The organism is Gordonia sp. G4 (assembly GCF_057770005.1).
Map to the genome: position 1 here is coordinate 1,924,912 of NZ_CM173442.1, position 21,867 is coordinate 1,946,778.

19 protein-coding genes and 1 tRNA gene are annotated in these 21,867 nt (G+C 67.3%); 8 read left to right on the plus strand and 12 right to left on the minus strand.

The genetic code is table 11. The features are described from left to right. Positions 1–118: 118 nt before the first annotated feature. The 5 genes from AC3B5T_RS08445 to AC3B5T_RS08465 form a co-directional block, all read right to left on the minus strand. Entirely contained in the window at positions 119–2,737 is a 2,619-nt protein-coding gene (locus AC3B5T_RS08445) for an ABC transporter ATP-binding protein/permease (protein WP_055476809.1), read from the minus strand. Beyond that, a complete protein-coding gene (locus AC3B5T_RS08450) occupies positions 2,734–3,699 on the minus strand; it encodes an ABC transporter permease (protein ID WP_055476808.1) in 966 nt (321 codons plus the stop codon). The genes AC3B5T_RS08445 and AC3B5T_RS08450 overlap by 4 nt, the downstream gene beginning before the upstream one ends. 1 nt (position 3,700) lies before the next feature. Continuing rightward, positions 3,701–5,266: an ABC transporter substrate-binding protein gene (locus AC3B5T_RS08455; RefSeq protein WP_055476807.1), complete on the minus strand. Its 1,566-nt coding sequence runs from the start codon at positions 5,264–5,266 to the stop codon at positions 3,701–3,703. 151 nt (positions 5,267–5,417) lie between these two features. Continuing rightward, positions 5,418–6,296, minus strand: coding sequence for a TIGR03619 family F420-dependent LLM class oxidoreductase (locus AC3B5T_RS08460; RefSeq protein ID WP_055476831.1), 879 nt, complete (start codon positions 6,294–6,296; stop codon positions 5,418–5,420). Between the two features lie 103 nt (positions 6,297–6,399). After that, positions 6,400–6,873, minus strand: a complete 474-nt coding sequence (locus AC3B5T_RS08465; RefSeq protein ID WP_055476806.1) for a winged helix-turn-helix transcriptional regulator — start codon at positions 6,871–6,873, stop codon at positions 6,400–6,402. 53 nt (positions 6,874–6,926) lie between these two features. Here AC3B5T_RS08465 and AC3B5T_RS08470 point away from each other — a divergent pair, with 53 nt between their 5' ends. Together AC3B5T_RS08470 and AC3B5T_RS08475 are read left to right on the plus strand one after the other, a co-directional pair. Next, a complete protein-coding gene (locus AC3B5T_RS08470; RefSeq protein WP_055476805.1) occupies positions 6,927–7,751 on the plus strand; it encodes an acyl-CoA thioesterase in 825 nt (274 codons plus the stop codon). Continuing rightward, on the plus strand, positions 7,739–9,169 hold the full coding sequence (locus tag AC3B5T_RS08475) for a DHA2 family efflux MFS transporter permease subunit (RefSeq protein WP_055476804.1): 1,431 nt from the start codon (positions 7,739–7,741) through the stop codon (positions 9,167–9,169). The genes AC3B5T_RS08470 and AC3B5T_RS08475 overlap by 13 nt, the downstream gene beginning before the upstream one ends. Positions 9,170–9,377: 208 nt before the next feature. On the opposite strand, the gene AC3B5T_RS08480 is transcribed toward AC3B5T_RS08475, so the two are convergent. Continuing rightward, entirely contained in the window at positions 9,378–10,766 is a 1,389-nt protein-coding gene (locus AC3B5T_RS08480; protein ID WP_488357638.1) for an IS1380 family transposase, read from the minus strand. Between the two features lie 241 nt (positions 10,767–11,007). Here AC3B5T_RS08480 and AC3B5T_RS08485 point away from each other — a divergent pair, with 241 nt between their 5' ends. Next, complete coding sequence (locus tag AC3B5T_RS08485; protein ID WP_014924910.1) at positions 11,008–12,093, plus strand: IS110 family RNA-guided transposase; 1,086 nt, start codon at positions 11,008–11,010, stop codon at positions 12,091–12,093. A gap of 469 nt (positions 12,094–12,562) precedes the next feature. Here AC3B5T_RS08485 and glfT1 read toward each other — a convergent pair whose 3' ends face one another. The 4 genes from glfT1 to AC3B5T_RS08505 all read right to left on the minus strand — a co-directional run bounded on the left by glfT1 (position 12,563) and on the right by AC3B5T_RS08505 (position 15,932). Next, positions 12,563–13,519 carry a galactofuranosyltransferase GlfT1 gene (glfT1, locus tag AC3B5T_RS08490; RefSeq protein WP_055476101.1) on the minus strand — a complete coding sequence of 319 codons (957 nt, stop codon included), beginning with the start codon at positions 13,517–13,519 and terminating at the stop codon, positions 12,563–12,565. Next, positions 13,516–14,370 (minus strand): galactan export ABC transporter ATP-binding subunit Wzt/RfbE, encoded by an 855-nt coding sequence (gene wzt / locus AC3B5T_RS08495; protein ID WP_010843222.1) that lies wholly within the window; start codon positions 14,368–14,370, stop codon positions 13,516–13,518. Before wzt ends, glfT1 begins: the two co-directional genes overlap by 4 nt. 11 nt (positions 14,371–14,381) lie before the next feature. Next, positions 14,382–15,245 (minus strand): galactan export ABC transporter permease subunit Wzm/RfbD, encoded by an 864-nt coding sequence (wzm, locus tag AC3B5T_RS08500; protein ID WP_010843223.1) that lies wholly within the window; start codon positions 15,243–15,245, stop codon positions 14,382–14,384. Positions 15,246–15,368: 123 nt separating this feature from the next. Next, positions 15,369–15,932 (minus strand): bacterial proteasome activator family protein, encoded by a 564-nt coding sequence (locus tag AC3B5T_RS08505; RefSeq protein WP_035717639.1) that lies wholly within the window; start codon positions 15,930–15,932, stop codon positions 15,369–15,371. 60 nt (positions 15,933–15,992) lie between these two features. Between AC3B5T_RS08505 and AC3B5T_RS08510 the strand changes: the two genes are divergently transcribed. Then, complete coding sequence (locus AC3B5T_RS08510) at positions 15,993–17,189, plus strand: cysteine desulfurase-like protein (RefSeq protein ID WP_044505679.1); 1,197 nt, start codon at positions 15,993–15,995, stop codon at positions 17,187–17,189. Between the two features lie 146 nt (positions 17,190–17,335). Beyond that, positions 17,336–17,758, plus strand: coding sequence for a MarR family winged helix-turn-helix transcriptional regulator (locus tag AC3B5T_RS08515; RefSeq protein WP_055476100.1), 423 nt, complete (start codon positions 17,336–17,338; stop codon positions 17,756–17,758). 11 nt (positions 17,759–17,769) lie between these two features. On the opposite strand, the gene AC3B5T_RS08520 is transcribed toward AC3B5T_RS08515, so the two are convergent. Further along, entirely contained in the window at positions 17,770–18,741 is a 972-nt protein-coding gene (locus AC3B5T_RS08520) for an NAD(P)H-quinone oxidoreductase (protein ID WP_055476107.1), read from the minus strand. Between the two features lie 78 nt (positions 18,742–18,819). Between AC3B5T_RS08520 and AC3B5T_RS08525 the strand changes: the two genes are divergently transcribed. Then, positions 18,820–18,907, plus strand: a tRNA-Ser gene (locus AC3B5T_RS08525). A gap of 69 nt (positions 18,908–18,976) precedes the next feature. Next, on the plus strand, positions 18,977–19,849 hold the full coding sequence (locus AC3B5T_RS08530) for an exodeoxyribonuclease III (protein WP_488358515.1): 873 nt from the start codon (positions 18,977–18,979) through the stop codon (positions 19,847–19,849). 266 nt (positions 19,850–20,115) lie between these two features. On the opposite strand, the gene AC3B5T_RS08535 is transcribed toward AC3B5T_RS08530, so the two are convergent. Beyond that, the gene (locus tag AC3B5T_RS08535; protein WP_055476098.1) at positions 20,116–20,931 is read right to left on the minus strand and encodes a class I SAM-dependent methyltransferase; all 816 of its coding nucleotides are present in this window, start codon (positions 20,929–20,931) and stop codon (positions 20,116–20,118) included. Between the two features lie 261 nt (positions 20,932–21,192). On the opposite strand from AC3B5T_RS08535, the gene AC3B5T_RS08540 reads away from it, so the two are divergent. Further along, entirely contained in the window at positions 21,193–21,867 is a 675-nt protein-coding gene (locus AC3B5T_RS08540; protein ID WP_055476097.1) for a winged helix-turn-helix transcriptional regulator, read from the plus strand.

Genomic DNA, 21,867 nt, shown 5'->3' on the forward strand with positions numbered 1-21,867 from the left:
GCGCCGACGGGCGCGAGGGGAGCCGGACGCGAGCTCGAGACGCACAGTCGACGGAATCCGACGCACAGTCGACGAAAAACGACGCCCAGTCGACGGGATCGGACGCACGGTCGACGGGTCACGCCCGTTGCGGGACCTCCGGCGGGATGGCCGCGAGCAGCTTGCGTGTGTAGTCGGTCGCCGGGTCGTGCAGGATCTCCGATGCCGGTCCGGTTTCGACGACCTTCCCGTCCTGCATCACTGCGACGGTGTCGCTGATCTGCTCCACGACGGCGAGATCGTGGGCGATGAACAGGTAGGTCAGCCCCTTCTGACGCTGGAGCTCGGCGAGCAGGTCGAGCACGCTGGCCTGCACCGACACGTCGAGCGACGCCGTCGACTCGTCGAGGATCAGCACCTCGGGGTCGGAGGCCAACGCACGGGCGATACTCACACGCTGCCGCTGGCCCCCGGACATCTCGTGGGGATAGCGGTCGAGGAACGACGCGTCGAGGCTGACGTCGGCGAGCAACTCCTCGGCACGACTCCGCGTTCCGTCCCGGCCGTCGGCGAGGCCGTGCGTCCGGAGCGGCTCCGCGATCGACGCGGCGACCGTCATCCGCGGATCGAGTGAGGCGGCCGGGTCCTGGAAGACCATCGCGACCCGGCGTCGGAGCAGGGCTTCGTCGCCGCCGCCGACTCCGACGGCCTCCACGTCGCGGCCGTCGACAGCGACCGTCACGCTGCCCCGCACCGTCGTGCCCTGGCCGGAGGTGATGAGTCCGGTGATGACTCCCGCGATCGTCGACTTGCCCGAACCCGATTCGCCGACGATGCCGAGCGTGCGGCCCCGGGAGACTTGCAGGTCCACTCCGTCGACGGCGTGTACCACGTGGCGTCCCGAGGGGCCGCGGACCACATAGTCGACGCCGAGCCCGGTGACACGGAGCAGCGGGTCGTCGTCGATGCGCTTGGCGAGGGCCGGGGCTCCGCGGCGCTCGGACACCTTGCTCAACAGGGGGCGGGAGTCCAGCAGCGTGCGGCTGTAGTCGTCCTGCGGGTCGTCGAAGAGTGTGGTGACGTCGCTGCTCTCGACGATCCGCCCCGAACGCAGGACCATCACACGGTCGGCGATCCGCCCGATCACGCCGAGATCGTGACTGATCCACACGACCGCCATCCCGCGCTCGCGCTGCAGCTTCGCGACGAGGTCGATGATCTGTGCCTGCGTGGTCACGTCGAGTGCGGTGGTGGCCTCATCGGCGATGAGCAGTTCGGGATCGCAGGCCAGTGCGATCGCGATCATGACGCGCTGTCGCTGGCCGCCGGACAACTGATGGGGGTAAGCGCGCAACCGGCTTTCGGGGTCGGGCAGGTTCACATCGCGCAGCAGCGTCAGGGCGCGTTCGCGTGCCTCGCCCCGTGTGAGCCCGAGATGCCGACGCGGCCCCTCGGTCAGCTGCTGCTCGACGGTGAGCAGGGGATTGAGGCTCGACGACGGGTCCTGGAAGACGAAACCGACGCGCGAACCGTGCAGAGCCCGAAGTTTCGCTGGCGTGGCGCCGACGATCTCGGTGTCTCCGAGGACCGCCGATCCGCGGACGTAGGCGCTCGGCGCGTCGAACAGTCCGGTGGCCGACAGCACGCTGAGCGACTTGCCCGACCCGCTCTCCCCGACGATCCCGAGCGTCTCGCCCGGTGCGACGGAAAAGCTGATGCCGTGCACGATCTCTCGCGGACCGACTCCGACGACGAGGTCCTCCACCCGCAGTACCGAGCCGTCGGAGTCGACGCGTTTCCCGGCCGACGGTGTTGTCGCCGTGGGCGACCTGCGCTCGTACCCCCGGTTGCGCAGCAGCGTGCGCTGGCGCGGGTCGAGCACATCGCGGACGCCGTCGCCGATGAGGTTGAACGCGAAGACCGTCACCAGGATCGCGAGACCGGGGAAGACGCCCATCCACCACGCCGTGGTGATGAATCCCTGTGCGTCGAAGAGCATCCGGCCCCACGACGGATCCGGTGGTTGCACGCCCAGACCGAGGAACGACAGCGCCGCCTCCGACAGGATCGCGAACGCGAGCGAGATCGACGTCTGGACGATCACCGGACCCGAGATGTTCGGCAGCACATGGCGCGTCAGGATGGCCGGCGTCCGCACGCCCATGGTTCGTGACGCCTGGACGTATTGGGTCTGCCGGACCCGCAGGGTGTCGGCACGCGCCACCCTCGCGAAGATCGGGATGTACACGACGCCGATCGCGATCATGGCCGAGGTCACCCCCGGCCCCAGGATCGCCACGATCGCGAGCGCGAGCAGCAGCACCGGGAACGAGAACACCACGTCGACGATCCGCATCAGCGCGGTGTCGAGCACCCCGCCGGCGAATCCCGCGACCATACCCATGATCACGCCCACGGTGAGCGAGATCGCCACCGCGATGACGGCGACGCGCATGCTCACGGATGCGGCGAGCACCACTCGCGAGAAGACGTCGCGACCCAGGTCGTCGGTGCCGAAGAGATGCGACCAGCTGGGTGCCTGCAGCGCGTTCGGGACGTCGATCTCGTTGGCGCCGTATGGCGCGATGAGCGGACCGAACACCGCGCACACGAGGACGACCGCGATGATGATCAACCCGATCACCGACGTGCGGTTGCGCAGCAGCAATCGCCACGCCGAATCGGTCGACGCGCCACCGCTCGGCTCGGCGGTGGTGCCGGCGCCGGGCTCGGGAGGGTCGGGTGCGGTGAGGGTCATGACAGTCGAATCCTGGGATCGATGACGGCATAGAGGATGTCGACGACGAGGTTGACGATCAGGAAGATCACCGCGATGAGCAGGATCGCGCCCTGCAGCACCGGGTAGTCGCGGGCGGCGACCGAGTCGTAGACCAGCAGACCCAGTCCGGGCCAGGCGAACACGACCTCGACGACGATGACACCGCCGAGTAGACCCGCGAACTGGATACCGGAGATCGTCAGCACCGGCACGAGCGCGTTGCGGCCGACGTGATCGAGCAGAACCCGCTTGGTGCTCAACCCTTTCGACTTCGCGGTTGTCACGAACGGTGCGTTCACCACGTCGAGCACCGACGACCGCACGTACCGGGTCATGATCGCCCCGGTGACCACCCCGACCGTGATCGCCGGCAGCACCAGGTGTTCCAGCCAGCCGAGCGGGTCATCGGCGAAGGGTTGGTATCCGGCCGACGGCAACCAGCCGAGCGCGGTGGAGAAGAGGCCGATCAGCAGGATGCCCATCCAGAAGTCCGGGACGGAGATGCCGAACTGGCTCACGACCCGAATCACGTTGTCGGCGAGGCGTCCCTCGCGCAACGCGGCCACGAAACCGAGTGGCAGTGCGATGAGCAGCGCGACGGCGATGGCGGCGGACGCCAGCGTGATGGTGGCCGGCAGCCGGTCGAACAACATGGTGGTCACCGGCTCGCTGTTGCGGAAACTGACTCCCAGGTCGCCGGTGAAGGCGCTTCCGACGTAGTCGACGAGCTGGGTCGCGAGCGGTTGGTCCAGACCCGAGGCGCTGCGAAGGGCCTCATAGGATTCCGGCGTGTAGCGGGTGCCCAGCGCGATCCGCACGGGATCGCCCGGGACGATCTGCATCAGGAAGAACACCGCGACGATCACGCCGAGCAGCACGGCGACCGTGTAGAGCAACCGCACGAGGATGAAGCGCAGCAGCGGCGAGTGCAGTGCGGTCATCTCAGCTCCTCTCCAGCCGGGCGTCGCGGAACCGGATGGCCTTGTCGGAGCGGACGACGTATCCCTGGAGCTGTTTCACGAAGGCCTGCGTCGACGAGGGGTTGTAGAGGTACAGGTAGCTCACGTCGTCGGCGATGATGCTCGCGGCGTCGGCATAGATCCTCTTGCGGGCCTCGATGTCGAGTTCGGTGCGGCCGCTGTCCAAGAGCGCGTCGACCCTGGGGTTCGAGTACTTCTGCGCGTTCGAGGTGCCCTCGGAATGGTGCTGGGCGTAATAGAAGTCCTCCGGGTCGATGTTGCCGAGCCAGCCGAGCAGCAAGGCGTCGAAGTCGCCGGCCGCCTGGCGGTCGAGCCACGCCCCGAAGTCCAGTTGTTCGATCGCCACGTCGATCCCGACGTCACCGAGGTTCGACGCGATCACCTGCGCCGCCGTCACCGTCTCGGGGTACTCGGTGGTCACCATCAGTCGCATGTCGAGCCCACGGATGCCGGCCTGCCTGAGCAGTTCCTTGGATTTCGCGACAGCCGCGTCGCGGTCGAGTCCTGCGGTGTAGCGGTCGTAGGGGGCGAACCAGGGACTCGTCGACGGGATCGCCAGCTCGTTGGGCGTCGCGGTGCCGTATCCGACGACCTGGGCGATCGACTTCCGGTCGATGGCGTACGCAACCGCTTGGCGCACCCGGGTGTCCGCGAACGGCGTGGCGTCGAAGTTCATCGTGACGTACCAGTAGTCGTTGGCGACCACGGTGCCGACGTCGAGTGTGTCGTCGCGGCGCAGGATGCTCAGCTGCTGTGCGGGAATGGCGTCGGTCCAGTCGATCTCGCCGGATCTCAGTGCCGACACCGCGGTGGTGCCCTGCGAGATGAAGCTGAAGTGGACTCCGTCGACGGCGGGCGCGCCACCCCAGTAATCGGGATTGGACGCGAGCACGATGGACGCACCGGGCGACCGCGAGACGAAGGAGAACGGACCTGTCCCCACGGGTTTGGTGGCTATCTCACCCGATTCGACGTTGCGCCGGTTGACGATGGCCAACCCCTTGAACCCGCCGATGCTGGTGAGGAGGTTGGGCGTCGGTGCGTTGACGGTGAATCTGACCCGGCGTTCGTCGAGTGCGGTGATCGACTCGATGGCCTCGAGTTTGTATGCGTTGGAGAGCTCTTCGTCGATGATCCGGCGGAAGGAGTATTCGACGTCGGCCGCGGTGAACGGGTCGCCGTTGTGGAACGTGACCCCGTTGCGCAGCGTGAAATCCCATTGCCGGCCGTCGGTGCTGATCTCCCAGCTCTCCGCCAGGGCTGGGCGCATCTGCAGCTGATCGTCGGGTTCGACGAGCGTGTCGAACACGTTCTCGAGTACCTCGAAGGTGAAGTAGGAGCTCGACTTCTGCGGATCGAGCTGGTCGGGTTCCCCGGCGATGGCCGCCTTGATGGTGTTGGCGTTGTCCGACGATCCACCACCGCACGCCGCCAGTGCCGACGCGCCGAGGAAGGCGGTTCCGGCGACGCGGAAGAACCCTCGCCTGCTCAGCGACGACGACATCGACCCGTCGGCCGAATCGGTCATCGCTGTCCTCCCGCCCGAGGTGTTCACTCACCGGGGTTTGCACACTTGTCCGTCCGTGCAGTCTGCCGCAGGGCGAGGGGTGGTGCAACAGCGGACGCGGTGTCGCGTCGGGCCGGTGCGTTGCTCCGGGGGCGGTGGGCGGATCCCTATCTCAGCCGTTGACCTTGGCGATCACGTTCTCCGCGTACCAGTTCAGATGGTCGATCTTGGTCTGCAGCGGCTCGGTGTCCTCGCCCATGACGTACGGTAACCGGAAGCCGACGATCACGTCGGTGATCCCCTTGTCTTCCAGGCGCTTACAACCATCGACGGTATAGGCGTCCATCGAGATCACGTGAATCTCGAATGGATCGTTCGTCTTTCCCTCGGCCTTGCGGATCTCCTCGATCCGGTCCAGCAGCGTCTCGAGTTCCTCGGGCGGGCCGCCGCCGTGCATCCACCCGTCGCCGCGGATGACCGCACGACGCAGCGCGGCGTCGGCGTGCCCGCCCACCAGCAGCGGGATGGGTTCGGTGGGTGCGGGGGTCATCTTGATCTTCGGGATGTCGTAGAACTCGCCGTGGAACTCGAAGTACTCGCCGGTGGTGAGTCCGCGAATGATGTCCATGCACTCGTCCATCCGCTTACCGCGACGCTTGAAGTCCACGCCCATGAAGTCGTAGTCCTCGGGCCAGGGGCTCGTGCCGACACCCATCGCGAACCGGTTGTTCGTCAGATAGGCCACTGAGCTAGCCTGCTTGGCGACCAGCGCCGGCGGGCGGACCGGGAGTTTCACCACGAAGGGGGTGAAGCGGATGGTCGAGGTGACCGCGCCGAGCGCCGCCGCCTGGATGAACGTCTCGATGAACGCCTTCCCGTCCAGGAACTCGCGATTGCCGTCCGGGGTGTACGGGTACTTCGCGTCCGACTCCTCCGGATACGCCAGCGAATCGGGAATGGTGAAGCCGGCGTACCCGGCCGCCTCGGCGGCCTGCGCGAGCGGCGCGTAGTACGACGGGTCGGTCATGGCCTCGGCGAAGGTGAACCGCATCATGCTCCTCGGGACGGCAGTGGAACTCCCATCACAGTAGAACACGTTCTAATTGCGGAACGGAAGGTTCCGCGTTGTCGCAGGCAGGAGACTCGGGAGCGCCTTACCGGAGTGCTGCCACCGGATTCGTGGCAGTTGCGCCGGGGCCGGGGTGAACGCGCAGTTCGCCGGCCGCGATCAGCTCCCCACACCCCGAGCACGTGGGCTCGACGGTCATCGTGTGTCCGCACGAGTGGGTCGAGACCACCGGGGCGCCGTCCGTCGCGGTCCACTTGTCGCCCCACTGACGCAGCGCGGCCAGAACCGTCCACAGGTCCCGTCCCTTGTCGGTGAGGCGGTAGTCGTGGCGCACCGGATTGTCCTGGTACGGCACCTTCTTCAGGACGCCGTGCTCCACGAGCGTGTCGAGCCGCTGGGCCAGCACGTTGCGTGCGATGCCGAGCCGTGACGAGAACTCATCGAACCGCGTCACGCCGAACATCGCGTCCCGGACGATGAGCAACGTCCACCATTCACCGACGATCTCCAGCGTCTGGGCGATCGAGCAGTTCATGTCGGCGAACGAGGCGCGGCGCATGAGTCGAGCGTAGTGGGTTGCGTGATGCAACTCAACCTGCTTGCATGAGTTGCGTGAAGCAACTCAGCAGGCAGGACGCGGCCGACGACGGTCTGTCGGACAGCTTCGGCGCGAGCCCGACCGGGGACGGCCGATGGTCGGCGACCATCGATCCGACCTGGTGGGGATGGTCGGGTCCGCACGGCGGCGCCATCGCCGCCCTGGCCGTGAGGGTCGCCGCCGAGGCGGCACCGGAGGGGTCGGTGCGCGCGCTGGATCTGCGATTCGTGGGCAAGCCCGGCGGCGGGGAGCTGATCCTGACCCCGTCGGTTCGGGAGGTGGGTCGACACACGCGGGTCGTCGACGTCGAGGTCACGCAGGCCGGTGTCGAGATCGCGACGGCGGCGATCACCGCGGGGCGTGTCGGAGAATCAGGGTCCGCGGACGTCATCGACCGGATCTCGGGCGTCCCCGGTCCGGAAGGATTGGACGCCTTCATGATTCCGCCGGAGATAGTCCCGATGGGTGCGCAACTGGACCTGCGGCCGGTCGACGGTCCGCTGCCTCTCACCGGCGCGAGCGAAGCGTGGATGCGCGCCTGGATCACCACGCGGACGCCGATGGCCGTCGATGCGGCATACCTCGCGCTCTTGGCCGACTGCCTGCCGCCCGCGGTGTTCCCGACTCTCACCGCACCACTGGCACTTCCGACGGTCGCCTTCTCCATGCACGTGACCGCACCGTTGGACGATCCCACGCCGGCGCCGGTGCTCGTCCACACGCGAAACACCTCGACCTCCGGCGGGTGGTCGGTCGACGACACCACCCTGCGCGACCGCGGCGGCCGGCTCCTGGCGTCCGCACGCCAGAGCCGACGCGTCATCGGATGGCCGGCCTGATGACCGCCACACCCGAAGCGTCGAATACGCAGGCTCCGGGCGCCGGTCTCGCTCGTCCCGGCGTCGTCCTGCTCATCCTGTCCGGGGCCGCATTCATGGCCAGCCTCGACGTCTTCATCGTGAACGTCGCCTTCGACGACATCGGTGCGGATTTCCCCGACGCGACCCTGTCGCAGATGTCGTGGATTCTCAACGCCTACGCCATTCTGTATGCGGCGCTGCTGGTTCCGGCCGGGCGGATCGTCGATCGCTATGGCCGCAAGGGCGGCTTCCTCCTCGGACTCGCGATCTTCACCGCGGCCAGTGCCGCATGCGCTGCGGCGCAGGGGGTCTGGTGGCTCGTCGGGTTTCGTGCGGTCCAGGCCCTCGGGGCGGCGATACTCACCCCGGCCAGCCTGGGCCTGGTGGTCTCCACGATACCGCCGGAGCGTCGTGCCCGGTCCGTTCGGATCTGGGCGGCGACGGGGGCGCTCGCCGCTGCCTTCGGTCCGGCAGTGGGTGGCTTGCTCGTCGAGGCGTCGTGGCGCTGGGTCTTCCTGGTGAACATCCCGGTGGGCGTCGCTGCGCTGATCGCAGGCGCACTGGTCCTGTCGCGCTCACGGAACGAATCCGCGCGTGGCTTCCCCGACGCGCTCGGCGCGGCGCTGTTGGTGATCGCCGTGGGCGCCCTCACCCTGGGACTGGTGCAGGGCAGCGAATGGGGATGGACGGACATCCGCATCACGGGGGCCTGGGTGGTCTCAGCGGTCTCGTTGGCCGGTTTCGTCGTCAGTTCGGCACACCATTCCGAACCCGTGATCTCACCCGCCCTGCTGCGCGTCCGCGCGTTCTCGATGGCGAACGTGACGATGGTGCTGTTCTCGATCCCGTTCGCCGGTGCCCTTCTCGCCAACATCCTCTGGTTGCAACAGGTCTGGGACTTCTCGCCGATCGAGACAGGTCTGGCGGTCTCGACCGGACCGCTCATGGTGCCGATCTTCGCGGCGGTGTCCCACCGGCTCAGCGCGCGGATCTCGGTGGGGGTCCTGGTCGCGATCGGGTGCGCGCTGTTCGCGATCGGGATCGCACTCGTGGCGTTGTCGGTCGACGCCACACCGGATTTCGTGACCGAGTTCCTGCCGGGCTGGCTGATCGGCGGCATCGGCGTTGGATTCGCGCTGCCGTCCATCTTGTCGTCGGCCACGGCCGACCTGCCTGCCGATCAGGCGGCAACCGGCAGCGCAGTGGTCAACATGAGCCGCCAGATCGGCATGTCACTGGGCGTCAGCCTCCTCGTCGCGATCATCGGTACCTCGGTCGTCTACGACGATGTGCACGACGCCTTCGTGACTGCGTGGTGGGTCCTGACCGGAACCGCTGTGGTGGGCGCGATCTCGGCGCTGGGCATGACCCCGCGACATCAACCCACCGCCCCATGATCCGAAAGAACCGACCCCACTGCTCCGTGATCCGAAAGAAGGGTCCCATCTCTGCTCCCTGAGCCTGGATCCGTGGATGGTTATCCGGGGGTGTGGTTGGTGATGGCTGAGTGTCTGATTGTGGTGTGGGCGTCGGGTATTCGCTGACCTTGTGTCAGCTTTTTCACTGGGGTTCCTGGTCGTGGTTGGGCAGTGTGGAGTTTGGGTGTCAGGTGGTGTTCACTGCGGTCCACAACGCGGTGAAGGCGTGTTGTGCTGGCCAGTGGCGGGGTAGGTGCAGGACGGGTGTTCGTGCTGGTCGGGCCAGTCGGGCGGGCACGGCGATGAGTGTTCGGCGCAGCGTCGCCCCGCGTGCGGCGCGCAGTGCCGGTGCCGCGCTGAGCGCGGCGAGGGCGCGCAGGAGGTTGTGGCTGATGGCGGCCAGGGCCAGCCAGGCTGCGTTGGCACCGAACACTCCGGAGGGCAGATGTGCCAGTGGTCCGTCGATGAGGTCGGCGAACACGGTTTCGATGATGGCGTGGCCGCGGTGGTTGATGTCGGCGGTGACGGTGTCGTCGGTGGTGTTGGTGAAAAATGCGTGGTACCGCCAGGCGGGCATCAGGGTGTCGGTGTTGGCGGGGTGGTGGGCTTTGACGCGGCGCACGATGAGTCGGGCGGTGATCGGGTGAGGCGACTGGGGTTTCACGGTGTAGGTGGTTTCGGCGACTTCGGCATCAGAGATCAGTTCGCCGGTGTCGGGGTCGGTGACCGCGCCGGGATAGTGCACCGGTGTCCAGGCATCGTCTTTGATGGCCGTGATCGCGCGGGCGATCGCGGTGTTGGTCCGCAGGACCAGCGAGAACGTGGCTCCCGCACGCTCGCAGGTCGCCATCACCTCGGCCGAGCCGTAGGCCGAATCCCCGCGCACCGTGATCTCGCCGGCGGCTCCGGCGCGGCGTGCGGTGGTGATGGTTTCGGCGATCATTTTTGCTGCCCCGGCACCGGAGGCGGCGCGCCCGGCGCGCAGCCACGCGTTGGCGATCACAGGTGGATGCCCGGGCGCGCAGACGGTGGCGATCAATGGCGACAGGCCCCGGCGCAGGAGTTCACGTCCGGCGATCTTGGCGTGGCCGTAGGAGCCGCCCTGTTTCTGATAGCCGTAGACCGGGCGCAGCAGCGAGTCGATATCGACAAACACTCGGGCGCCGTCGGTGGGTAACAACCCTGCCCGCGCGCACATCGCCGGTAAGGTCCGGGTCATCACGGCGTTGAGTTGTCGCACATGACCGGTGGTGAACTCGCGCAGGGTCTGTCCGATCGTGGCCGGGGCGTACACGCGGTCGAACAGGCGGGTGTGCCCACCGGCGCGGACGAGGTTGAGGTCGTCGATACTGTCGGCGCCGCAACAGAATCCGGCGATGACGGTCAACAGCTTCGCGTCCAGGTTGGCCCCGGCAGAGGCGACTTGGGTGGTGCCCAAATCGACTCGCTCAGCCAGCTGGGAGGCCAACCCCGTCGAGTGGGCCAGTCGCATCACCGGTACTAGCCCGGCATGCGACACCAGATTGTCGTCATCGAAGACAGCGGACTCGGTAGTGAACTTATGCGATACTTTCACTGAAAGTGCCTTTTGACTGGATTGTTTTGTTGTCTCAACACCACCAATCATCCCAGCTCAAAGGGCATTTTCTTGTCATCGACACCCCAAACTCATCCACGGATCCAGGCTGAGGTGCGAGGAGCGATAGACGGTATGAGGGCCTTGGGGCCGAAGGCCTCAAGCTGCAAACACATCGTGGGTTGCTGCTGCTGAGTTCACACTCGGCGGTAGCACCACATTGCAGATCAGGAGGCCTCCGGTGATTGTTCAGGGTACAAGTGTCGGATTGGATGTTCACGCACGTTCGGTGGTCGCTCACGCCATCGATGAGGACAGCGGCAACGTGATTCGGGAGACGTTGGTTCCCGATGCGGCGACCATCGTGAGCTGGCTTCACAGCTTGGCTCCGCCTGTGCGGGTTGCCTACGAGGCCGGTCCGACGGGTTTCGGATTGGCTCGGGCGATCACTGCGGCCGGGATGGAGTGTGTGGTTGCCGCGCCCTCGAAGCTGCAACGGCCAGCCGGGGACCGCGTCAAGACCGATGCCCGAGACGCTGCGCACCTGGCGAAGTTGCTGCGCCTGGGCGAGGTAGTCGCGGTCGGTGTGCCCGAGGAGGGTACCGAAGCGGCCCGTGATCTGGTCCGCGCCCGCGAGGACGCTCGCAGCGACCTGATGCGGGCGCGGCATCGATTGTCCAAACTGCTTCTGCGCCAGGGGATCGTCTACTCCGGCGGGAAACCCTGGACCGGTGTTCATCAACAGTGGCTGCAGCGTCAACGTTTCGAGCTGCCGCTGTTGCAAGCCGCCTTCGACAACGACCTGGACGCGGTGTTGAGCGTGACCGCACGCCGAGACCGCCTCGATGAGCTGATCGAACAGACCGCGGCCACCGATCCGTGGCGGGCTGTGGTCACCCGATTGTCATGTCTGCGGGGTGTGTCGACGCTGACCGCGTTCGCTCTGGCCGTCGAGATCGGCGACTGGTCGAGGTTCAGTGGCGCCACGATCGGCCCCTACGCCGGGTTGGTGCCCTCGGAATACTCGACCGGCGGTACCCGCAGTCAGGGATCGATCACCAAGGCCGGGAACGCCCACGTGCGGCGGTTGCTGGTCGAGGCGGCCTGGCAACACCGGCGGCCCTACGGCACGCCCGGACAGACCATGCGCCGTCGGTGGGAGGCCGCCTCACCCTCGGCCCGCGCCCGTGGCCATGCCGGCAACCGACGGCTACACAAGCGTTGGCAACAATTCGACCGCCGCAGCAAACATCCCTGCGTGGCCAACACCGCGATCGCTCGTGAGCTCGCCGGCTGGTGCTGGTCGCTGGCGGTGCTCGACGACTAACCAGCACTGACACACAATCTTGGCCACCCGCCGCGACTGCGCTGTGGTGAACAGGGAACGAATCCACGGCGTCGCTATGTGCGCCAGCACCTCTGGGTGCACGGTACGCACGCTTACATAGACCCGTCGGTCAGCGTTTTCATCTCCTGTCGAACACCGTTGAGCGGTAACCAACCCGCGTATATCAGTCCGACAACACCGTCGCGAGTAACGACCACCACACACCGCGGCGGGTGGCCAACCCCCACTACAGCCCCCTAGCAAGGAGGCCAACTCGCCATGGAACTTGACAAAGCAGCACTACATATCAGCGACGAGCCTCGAAGGGCCTGGTGACGCACGTTCCGAGCCCTTCGAGGCTCGCTTCGCTCGCACCTCAGGGGGCAGGGGAGGTCTGCTCGCATCGCACCTCAGGGGGCAGGAGGGGTCTGCTCGCATCGCACCTCTCAGGGGGGCAGGGGAGGTCTGCTCAGGGGCGGGTGAACCGCTCCCGGCGTCCGAGGCCGCGGAGGCGTACCCACTCGGCGAAGCCCTTCGGATCACGTTGCTGCACAAGGAAGAACCAGCCGAACCGGGCGTACTCCTGGGGCAGCAGCCTACGGAGTCCGGGCTGACTCATCAGGTAGCCGCGGTTGCGGTAGGTGAAGAAGCGTTTGGTCGCGTTGTCGGGGTACTGCGTGTGCATGCGCCCGCCCAGGATCGGCCGGAACTCCGCCGATCCGTCCGGGTGGAGGTAGCCGGCGCGCAGGCACGTACCGAACTTGACGCCCGAGCGCACCAGGCGGCGGTGCACCTCGACCTCGTCGCCGCGGAAGAACAGTCGCAGGTCCGGAACCCCCACCTGTTCAAGGCAATGCGCCGAGAACAGCGCACCGTTGAACAGTGAGGCGATACCCGGCAGCAAGTCATCGTCTTGGGTCTCGCCGTCGGTGACATGTGACCCGCTCGCTTCGCTCCCGGCGTCGGAAAACAGCTCCGACCGCTTCCGCCTCCACACGAGTCCACGTCGTAGCGGGAAGGCGAGGGTGTCCGGATCGTCAAGATTGGCGACGACCGGAGACACCTCGTCGAGCTGATGCCGTTCGGCGCAGTCGAGCAGCGTCGAGAGCACCGTCGGACCGTCGGGGCGTCCGTCGTCGTCGGCGCACCAGACCCAGTCGGCACCGAGGGCGAGTGCGTGCAGCATGCCCAGGGCGAAACCGCCGGCGCCGCCGAGGTTGCGCTGTGAGCCGAGGTAGGTCGTCGGAACAGGTTGTGCGGCAACGAGTGCGGCGACCTCGGGTTCGTTCGCGTTGTCGACGACGACCAGGTGATCGACGGGCCGGTCCTGGCCGGCGACGACGGCCAGCGACTCGGCCAGCAGCTCGACGCGACGGTGGGTGACCACCACCGCGATCACCGTGGGAGCACCGATGCCGTCGCTCACTCGGCCGGTCCAGCGGTGTTCGTGTCTCGACGATCGGACTTCTCGAGGTCGGCGATCACCCTGCGGACGTGCGCGGCGGCATCGGGACCCTCATATGCGCCGACGACCTCTTCGATCCCGCCTTCCATGCGGATCTGGCCGTGGTCGATCCACAGGGCACGGTCGCACAGCTGAGCCAGGAACTCGTTGGAATGGCTGGCGAAGACCAGGATTCCGGACCGTTCGACGAGTGCCTGGAGACGGCCGCGTGCCTTGCGCATGAAGTCGGCGTCGACGGCGCCGATACCCTCGTCGAGGATGAGGATTTCCGGATCGATGGAGGTCACCACACCGAGTGCGATGCGCACGCGCATGCCGGTGGAATAGGTGCGCAACGGCATCTGCAGATAGTCGCCGAGCTCCGTGAACTCCGCGATGTCGTCGATCTTCTTGAGCATCTCCTTGCGGGTCATGCCCAGGAACATGCCGCGGATGATGATGTTCTCGTAGCCGGAGATCTCCGGATCCATGCCGATGCCGAGGTCGAAGACCGGCGCGACGCGGCCGTGCACACGACAGGCGCCGCGGGTGGGCTCGTAGATGCCCGACAGCAGGCGCAGCAGCGTCGACTTGCCGGCGCCATTGTGGCCGACCAGGCCGACACGGTCGCCGTGTTTGAGGTGCAGGTTGATGTCCTTGAGGGCCTCGACGACCACGACGTTCGACTCCGTGGAGCCGATCACGCCGCCCGCCGCGCCGATCACCGACTTCTTGAGCGAACGCGTCTTGGCGTCGAAGATAGGGAAGTCCACGCACGCGTCCCACGTGTCCACACGGACCCGCTCGTCGCCGAGATCGTTGTTTCTGGCCATCGAATCCGTCCCTACACCCAGTAGGCCACGCGGGCCCGGTAGTTGCGCAACACCAGCATGGCCAGCACCCAGCCCACGGCGGTGCAGCCCAAGACGACGGCCCAGTGGTAGAACTCCACCGGCTCGCCCAGCAGCGGCCCGCGCGCGATCTCGAGATAGTGGAACATCGGATTCAGCTCGACGAGCTTCAGCCTCGACGACGCCTCGCCGGTCGCGTTGCCGAGGCTCTGCGTCGTCCAGATGATCGGTGTCATGAAGAACACCAGCTGCACCGCGGTGGTGAGGAGCTGGCCGATGTCGCGGAAACGGGTCGACAGGATCCCGAAGACGATCGTCACCCAGACCGAGTTGAGCACGTACAGCGCGAGGGCCGGGATGATCAGCGACACCGTCCAGTTGAGCGGCGGCGGGAAGATCAGGAACAGGATGACGATGATGACGACGTTGTGCGCGAAGATGATCAGCGCTCGCCACACCACCCGGTAGACGTGCACGCTCACCGGGGCAGGGAGCTGTTTGATCAGGCCCTCGTTCTTCGAGAAGACCTCCGAGCCCTCGAGGATCGAACTCTGGATGAAGTTCCAGAAGATGAAACCGAGTGCCACGTACGGCAGGAACACGGTGATGTCCATGCCGAACAGTTCGCCGTACAGCAGGCCCATCGCGATGGCGGTCACACCGGTCGCGATGACGATCCACAGCGGTCCCAGCACCGAACGGCGGTAACGCTGCTTGATGTCCTGCCAGCCGAGATGGAACCACAGCTCACGGCTTGCGAACCCGTCGCGGAGGTCCTTGACCGCGCGCGCGAAGCTGCGCGAATCGGAACCCTGTGGACGCGCGGGGATCGCGTCGTCGTCTACTACCGCTGACACGAGGAGTCAGCGTACCCGTCCGCACATCCGTTGCTCCCCGCTGGTTGAGCAGGTGCCCCGCTGCTGGCAGGTGACGAGCGAAGCGAGGAGCCGTGTCGAAGCCACCGCCCCCGCCCGCCGATCTCAGAGGTACTGCCCGGGTCCCGGGGAGTGGCCCGGTCCGCCGCCCGCGGCCGGCATCCCGGGCGGGAGCGCACCCTGGCGCATCTGCTCGAGCTGAGCGCGCGCGGCCATCTGCTGGGCGAACAGCGCGGTCTGGATGCCGTGGAACAGGCCCTCCAGCCAGCCGACGAGCTGCGCCTGGGCGATCCTCAGTTCCGCGTCCGACGGGGTCGCGTCGTCGGAGAAGGGCAGTGCCAACCGTTCGAGTTCTTCGCGTAGTTCCGGGGCGAGACCTTCTTCGAGCTCCCGGATCGACGATTCGTGGATCTCCCGGAGCCGGTTGCGTGACGCGTCGTCGAGCGGAGCGGCGCGCACCTCCTCGAGCAGCTGCTTGATCATCGTGCCGATGCGCATGACCTTTGCCGGCTGCTCGACCATGTCGGCGAGGCTGGTCGATTCCGACGCGTCGTCGTCACCGCCCTGCGGGTGGGAGCCGGCCCCGACGACGATCACGTTGTCGGAGTCCCCGGCCGAGCCGAATGGTCCTGAGGTCGGGCCAGGTCCTGGAGTGCCTTCGATAGCCATGCGCTCCATTGTGCCCGGACACCGCAAAACCGCCGATGGCCGACGTCTATCCTCGTGGCCATGCCTTTCGACGTCGCCTATGTGCGTGGATTGATTCCATCGCTCGGCGACGGGTGGATCCACCTCGACCCGCAGGCCGGGATGCAGATTCCCGACTCGGTCGCGACCGCGGTGACCACCAGTTTTCGTTCTCTGTCCGCTGCCCCGGGCGGCGTCTATCCGTCGGCTCGGGCGAGTGCCGAGGTGGTCGACGGTGCACGTCGGGCGATCGCCGACCTCGTCGGCGGTGACGCCGCGGGAGTGGTCCTGGGGCCGTCGCGATACGCGCTGCTGTCCGGCCTCGCGGAGGCGCTGGCGCCGCACGCGTGGTTGCGGGGCGACGTCGTCGTCACACGACAGGACGACGAACCGAACATCGTGCCGTGGCTCCGCGCCGCGGATCGTTATGGCGGCCGCGTCCGCTGGGCCGAGGTCGACGTCGAGACCGGAGGGCTCCCGGCGTGGCAGTTCGGGGATCTCGTCACGCCCGACACCGAGGTCGTCGCGGTGACCCTCGCGTCGTCGACGACGGGCGCGATCACCGACATCAGCGAGATCGCGCCCCTGGTCCGCGAAGCGGGAGCCCTGCTGGTGGTCGACGCCACGAACGCGGCGCCCTATCTCAGCCTGGACATCCACGACCTGGGTGCCGACGTGCTGGTCGTCTCGGCCGAGCGCTGGGGTGGTCCGCGGATGGCGGCCATGGCTTTTCGTGAACCGCACCTGATCGAGCGGTTGAAGCTGATGGCGATGGACCCGGCCGCGCGCGGACCCGCCCGGCTCGAACCCGAACCCCACCAGGGCGCGATGCTCGCGGGGCTCGTCGCATCGGTGGAACATCTCGCCGGGCTGGACGAGGCCGGGATCGGCAAGCGCCGCCGCCGCCTCGTCACGTCGATGGACGGCGTCTACGAATACCTCCAGCGTCTCACCTACTACCTGGTGACGACGCTGTCCCAGCTCAACCATGTGAACCTGGTCGGCAGCGAGGAGAATCGGATTCCGCTGGCGAGCTTCACCGTCGAGTCGGTGGGTGCCGACAAAGTGGTCCGACGCCTGGCCGACAACGGTGTCTGCGCCCTCGCCGACCTCCCCAACCGCGCGCTGGTACGCATGGGCGCACCCGACTTCGGCGGTGCCGTGACAGTGGGGCTCGCCCCGTACTCGACGCCGTATGAGGTGGATCACCTGGTGCGCACGCTGGGATCACTGGCCTGAGAGTTCACCGCCACCGTGGCGATATTCACTATGGTGTTGTTTGAGTTAACGACAATGTATGTTGTCATGCTGTGTCGGCAAAAACGATTGATGGTCCAGAAAAGGGCCCGCCCCGGTCACTCACCACTGCGGAGGCCGAGACCTGGATGAATCTCGTCAACGGCGGTTGGGCCCTATTCGCCCGCGTCAACGACGAGTTCGCGAAACGGGGACTCTCGGTATCCGACCTACGCGTCCTCGAGGCCGTATGGACCAACCGGCAGTTGGGCGTCAGCGAGGTCGCCGACGCCGTGCACATGCGCATCAGCACGGTGTCCCGCATGATCGGCCGCCTCAGCGACGACGGACACATCGACCGTTTCGAGTCGAAGGCCGACGGTCGGCATCGACTGGTACGGCTGACCGATCAGGGCCGGCGCGCACTCGCCGACCACGTGAGCGTCCGCGACCAGGTGATCCGGCGCTTCGTCGTCGACGCGCTGACGCCGGAGGAGTTCACGGCGCTCGGTGTCGCGTTCGGCAAGATCGGGGAGGCCGTCCGCGTCGCGGAACCACCCGCGTCCGACTGAGGCGCACCCGATCAGTCCCCGACGCTGAGCAGAACCTTTCCGATCATGTCACCGCTGTTGAGATGGTCGTGCGCGGCGGCGGCGTCGGCGAGTGGGAACACGCGGTCGACGACGGGGACGACGGTCCCGGCTTCGATCAGCGGCCAGGTCCGGGTCAGCGTCGACGCCACGACCTCGGCCTTGCCGCCGGGGCCGTGCACGGGCCGGGCGCGCAGCGTCGTGCCCATCACGGACAGGCGCTTGGCCAGCAGATGCCCGAGGTTGATCTCGGTCGTCGTGCCGCCCTGCATGCCGATGATCACCAGGCGCCCGTCGGTGCGGAGCGCCTTCAGATTCGACTTCAAGTACTTGGCGCCGATGATGTCGAGGATGACGTCGGCTCCTCCGGCGTCTTTGAGAACCTCGGCGAAGTCCTGGCTCGAGTAATCGATGAGGATGTCGGCGCCGAACTCGCGGCAGCGCTCGAGCTTGTCCTGGGTGCGGGCGGTCACCGCGACCCGTGCGCCCATCGCATGGGCGATCTGGGTGGCGTGGGTGCCGATGCCGCTGGAGCCGCCATGGATGAGCAGGAGTTCGCCGGTGGTCAGGTGGGCGGTGTCGAAGATGTTCGACGACACGGTGCAGGCCACCTCCGGCAGTGCCGCGGCCGACACCAGGTCGACGCCCTTGGGCACCGCCAGCAGCTGCTCGGCCGGAACCGCCACCTTCTCCGCGTAACCGCCGCCCGCGAGCAGCGCGCACACCTCGTCGCCCTCCGACCAGCCGCTCACCCCGTCGCCGAGCGCCGAGATCCGTCCCGAGACCTCCAGGCCGAGGGTGTCCGACGCCCCGGGCGGTGGGGGATAGTTGCCCGCTCGCTGCAGGATGTCGGCGCGGTTCACGCCGGCCGCGACCACATCGATCACGACCTCGCCGCTTGCGGGAGTCGGGTCGGGCACATCGGAGAGGGACAGGTTCTCGGATTCGACGACGATGGCTTTCACCTCTTCGATGGTGTCACAGCGCACGCGAGTGCCAGGTGAGGTCCGGTTCGACGCCCGGTGTGTAACCTTGCTCGTCAGGGAAGCGTGGCAGAGCGGCCGAATGCACTCGCCTTGAAAGCGAGCGTGGGTAAAACCACCGGGGGTTCAAATCCCTCCGCTTCCGCCAGAGACCCCCACCTGTCACGCCGGGTGGGGGCTTTTTCGTGAACCGCCGAGACCACGGAAGGCAGGGGACATGGGCACCGGTGGTTTCACCGTTGCGTCGTTCAACGTCAACGGGATCCGGGCTGCGCGTCGTCGGGGCTTCGACGCCTGGCTTGCCGGACGGCAGCCCGACGTGGTCGGACTGCAGGAACTCCGGTGTGGCATCGACGACGTCGGCGACTTCGACGGTTATCACGCCTCGATCGACGTCGGCACCATCGCGGGACGAAACGGCGTCGCAGTGCTCACCCGACGCGAGCCGGCCGCGGTGCGCACCTGGCCGACCCATCCGCCGAAGGCCCGCGGACTGCCCGCCTTCGCTCACGAAGGCCGCTACATCGAGGTCGACCTGGCCGATCGTCCGCTGACCGTCGCCAACATCTATCTGCCCAAGGGCGGGCTCCCGGCCGAGTTGCAGCGCCCCGGTTCGCTGCGTGAAGCACCCGACGGGGGCGCCAAACACGCACGCAAGCAACGGTTCCTGGCCGGGTCCACCCGTGAGCTGGCGCGCAACCGGCTCGCCGCTCGCCGTGCCGGCCGGGAGTTCCTCCTCCTCGGTGACCTCAATGTTGCGCACCTCGAGCACGACGTCACCAACTGGCGCGCGGCCCGCAAGATGGAGGGCTTCCTGCCCGAGGAACGCGCCTGGTTCGGCGAGATCACCGGTCCACGCCGGCTGGTGGACGTCGTCCGCGCGCTGCACGTCGACCGCCCCGGGCCGCTCACCTGGTGGAGCTGGGCGGGGGAGTCGTTCGTCAAGGACGTCGGGTGGCGCATCGACCACCAACTCGCCACGCCCGCACTTGCCCGGCGGGCGCGGGCGGTGGCCGTCGACAAGGAGGCGTCGCCAAACCTTCGGCTGTCCGATCACGCCCCGCTGGTTGTCGAGTACGCCGAGCTCTGAGTCCGGGCGCTCCCGGCGGATAACACGCCGGGCGGTTGGGGCTAGTGGCTTCGACTCGGCGCCTCGCTAGCGCTCGGTGCCGGCTCAACCAGCAGTGGGTGCGGCGCTGGCTCAACCAGCGGTGGGGTGGCTCGGCGAGTGGCTTCGACTCGGCGCCTCGACCTCGACGCGCTCCTTCGTCGCTTGCTCGGCCCGGCGGCTGCGCTCGGTGCCGGCTCAACCAGCAGTGGGTGCGGCGCTGGCTCAACCAGCGGTGGGGGGGCGCCTTACGTGACCGTCAGCACCGCTCGGAGGTACTCCCACTCCATCCGTCCGTCGGTGAGATAGCGGTCGGCGTGGGTGGCGATCGCGGCGTCGAGTTCGCCGGCGCGCGCGGGATCGTCGCCGATGTTGCGGTACGCCATGATGGTCGGTCCGTAGTGGGCCTTGAAGAACTCGCGGAACGCCGCGCCGTCGTCGAACTCGCTGATCTCGACGGTCTCGGTGACGAACTCGTGTCCGGTGACACCGGAACCGAACAGCGACCGCACGTGGTCGGCGTCGCCCCAGAGCGGGCCCGGCTGCGCACCGGGCGGTGGTGGCGGGGCGTAGGGCTTCATGACCGCGAACAGTTCGCCGATGAATCCCGTTGGCGTCCAGTTGATCAGGCCGATCCGTCCGCCGGGGCGCACGACGCGGACGAGCTCGTCGGCACACCTCTGGTGATTCGGGGCGAACATGACGCCCACACAGGACGTCGCGATGTCGAAGTCGTTGTCGTCGAACGGGAGATCTTCGGCGTCGGCGGTACGCCACGTGATCGGCAGATCGCGGTGTCGGGCTTCGCCCACGGCCAGGAGTTCGGGTGTGAGGTCGCTGGCGACGACGTGCCCGCCGGCTTCGGCCGCGGGTACGGCCACATTCCCCGCGCCGGCGGCGACGTCGAGGACCTTGTCCCCGGCAGTGATGTGCAGAGCGTCGACGAGGCGACGCCCCAGCGGGGCGATCAGGTCGGCGACGGCCGGATAGTCGCCGGAGGCCCACAGTTTGCGGTGGCGGGCCTTGATCTCGGCGTCGAACGGGGCGGGTTGCGTCGTGGTCATGATGAGAATCCCTCGAGTCGTCGGGTGGATGTCCGCGATCGGACACAACGAGCATCCGACGAAGTCCGGTTCGCCCTCCAGACCAAGATCTGTACCGGCGGCAGTTCACTTTCTGTACTGGTCATCGGCCGACGTCGGGTGTGTACTGGATCGAGGAGGTTTCGACACCGCGCCTCGCTTCGCTCGGGGCCGGCTCAACCAGCATTGAGACGGCGCCTCGCTTCGCTCGGGGCCGGCTCGACCAGCAGTGGGGAGGCTGCGATGACATCGTATGGACAGTTCTGCCCGGTGGCCAAGGCGATGGAGTTGCTCGACGAGCGGTGGACGATCCTCATCGTCCGCGAACTCCTCTTGGGCAGTAGACATTTCAACGAGTTGCGGCGCGGTGTGCCGAAGATGTCACCGGCGCTGCTCACCAAGAGGTTGCGCACGCTGGAACGCGCCGGGGTGATCAACCGCAGTGAAGTCGACGGTCGTTCGGTGTACACACTGACGCCGATGGGGGAGGAGCTCACGACCGTCGTGGAGGCGTTGAGCGTGTGGGGTGTCCGCTGGATCGGTGAACTCGGCGATGCCGACCTCGACCCGCATCTACTCATGTGGGACATGCACCGCACCGTCCCGATCGATCGGTGGCCGCGCCGACGCACCATGGTGCAGTTCGTCTTTCGTGATGTCATCGGCAAGGCGGGTACCTGGTGGCTGGTCGTCGCCGGTGGTGAGGCGCAGGTGTGCGACTTCGACCCCGGTTATGAACTCGATGCCACCGTGGCGACCGATCTGCGCACTCTCACCGAGATCTGGCGCGGTGACATCGACTGGCGGCTCGCGCTTGCCGCCGACCGGGTCGAGATCCACGGCCCGGCGGATGTGGCCCGCGACGTGCCGTCGTGGATCGGGCAGAGCATCTCGTCGGCGGTTCCGCGGCCGGCGTGA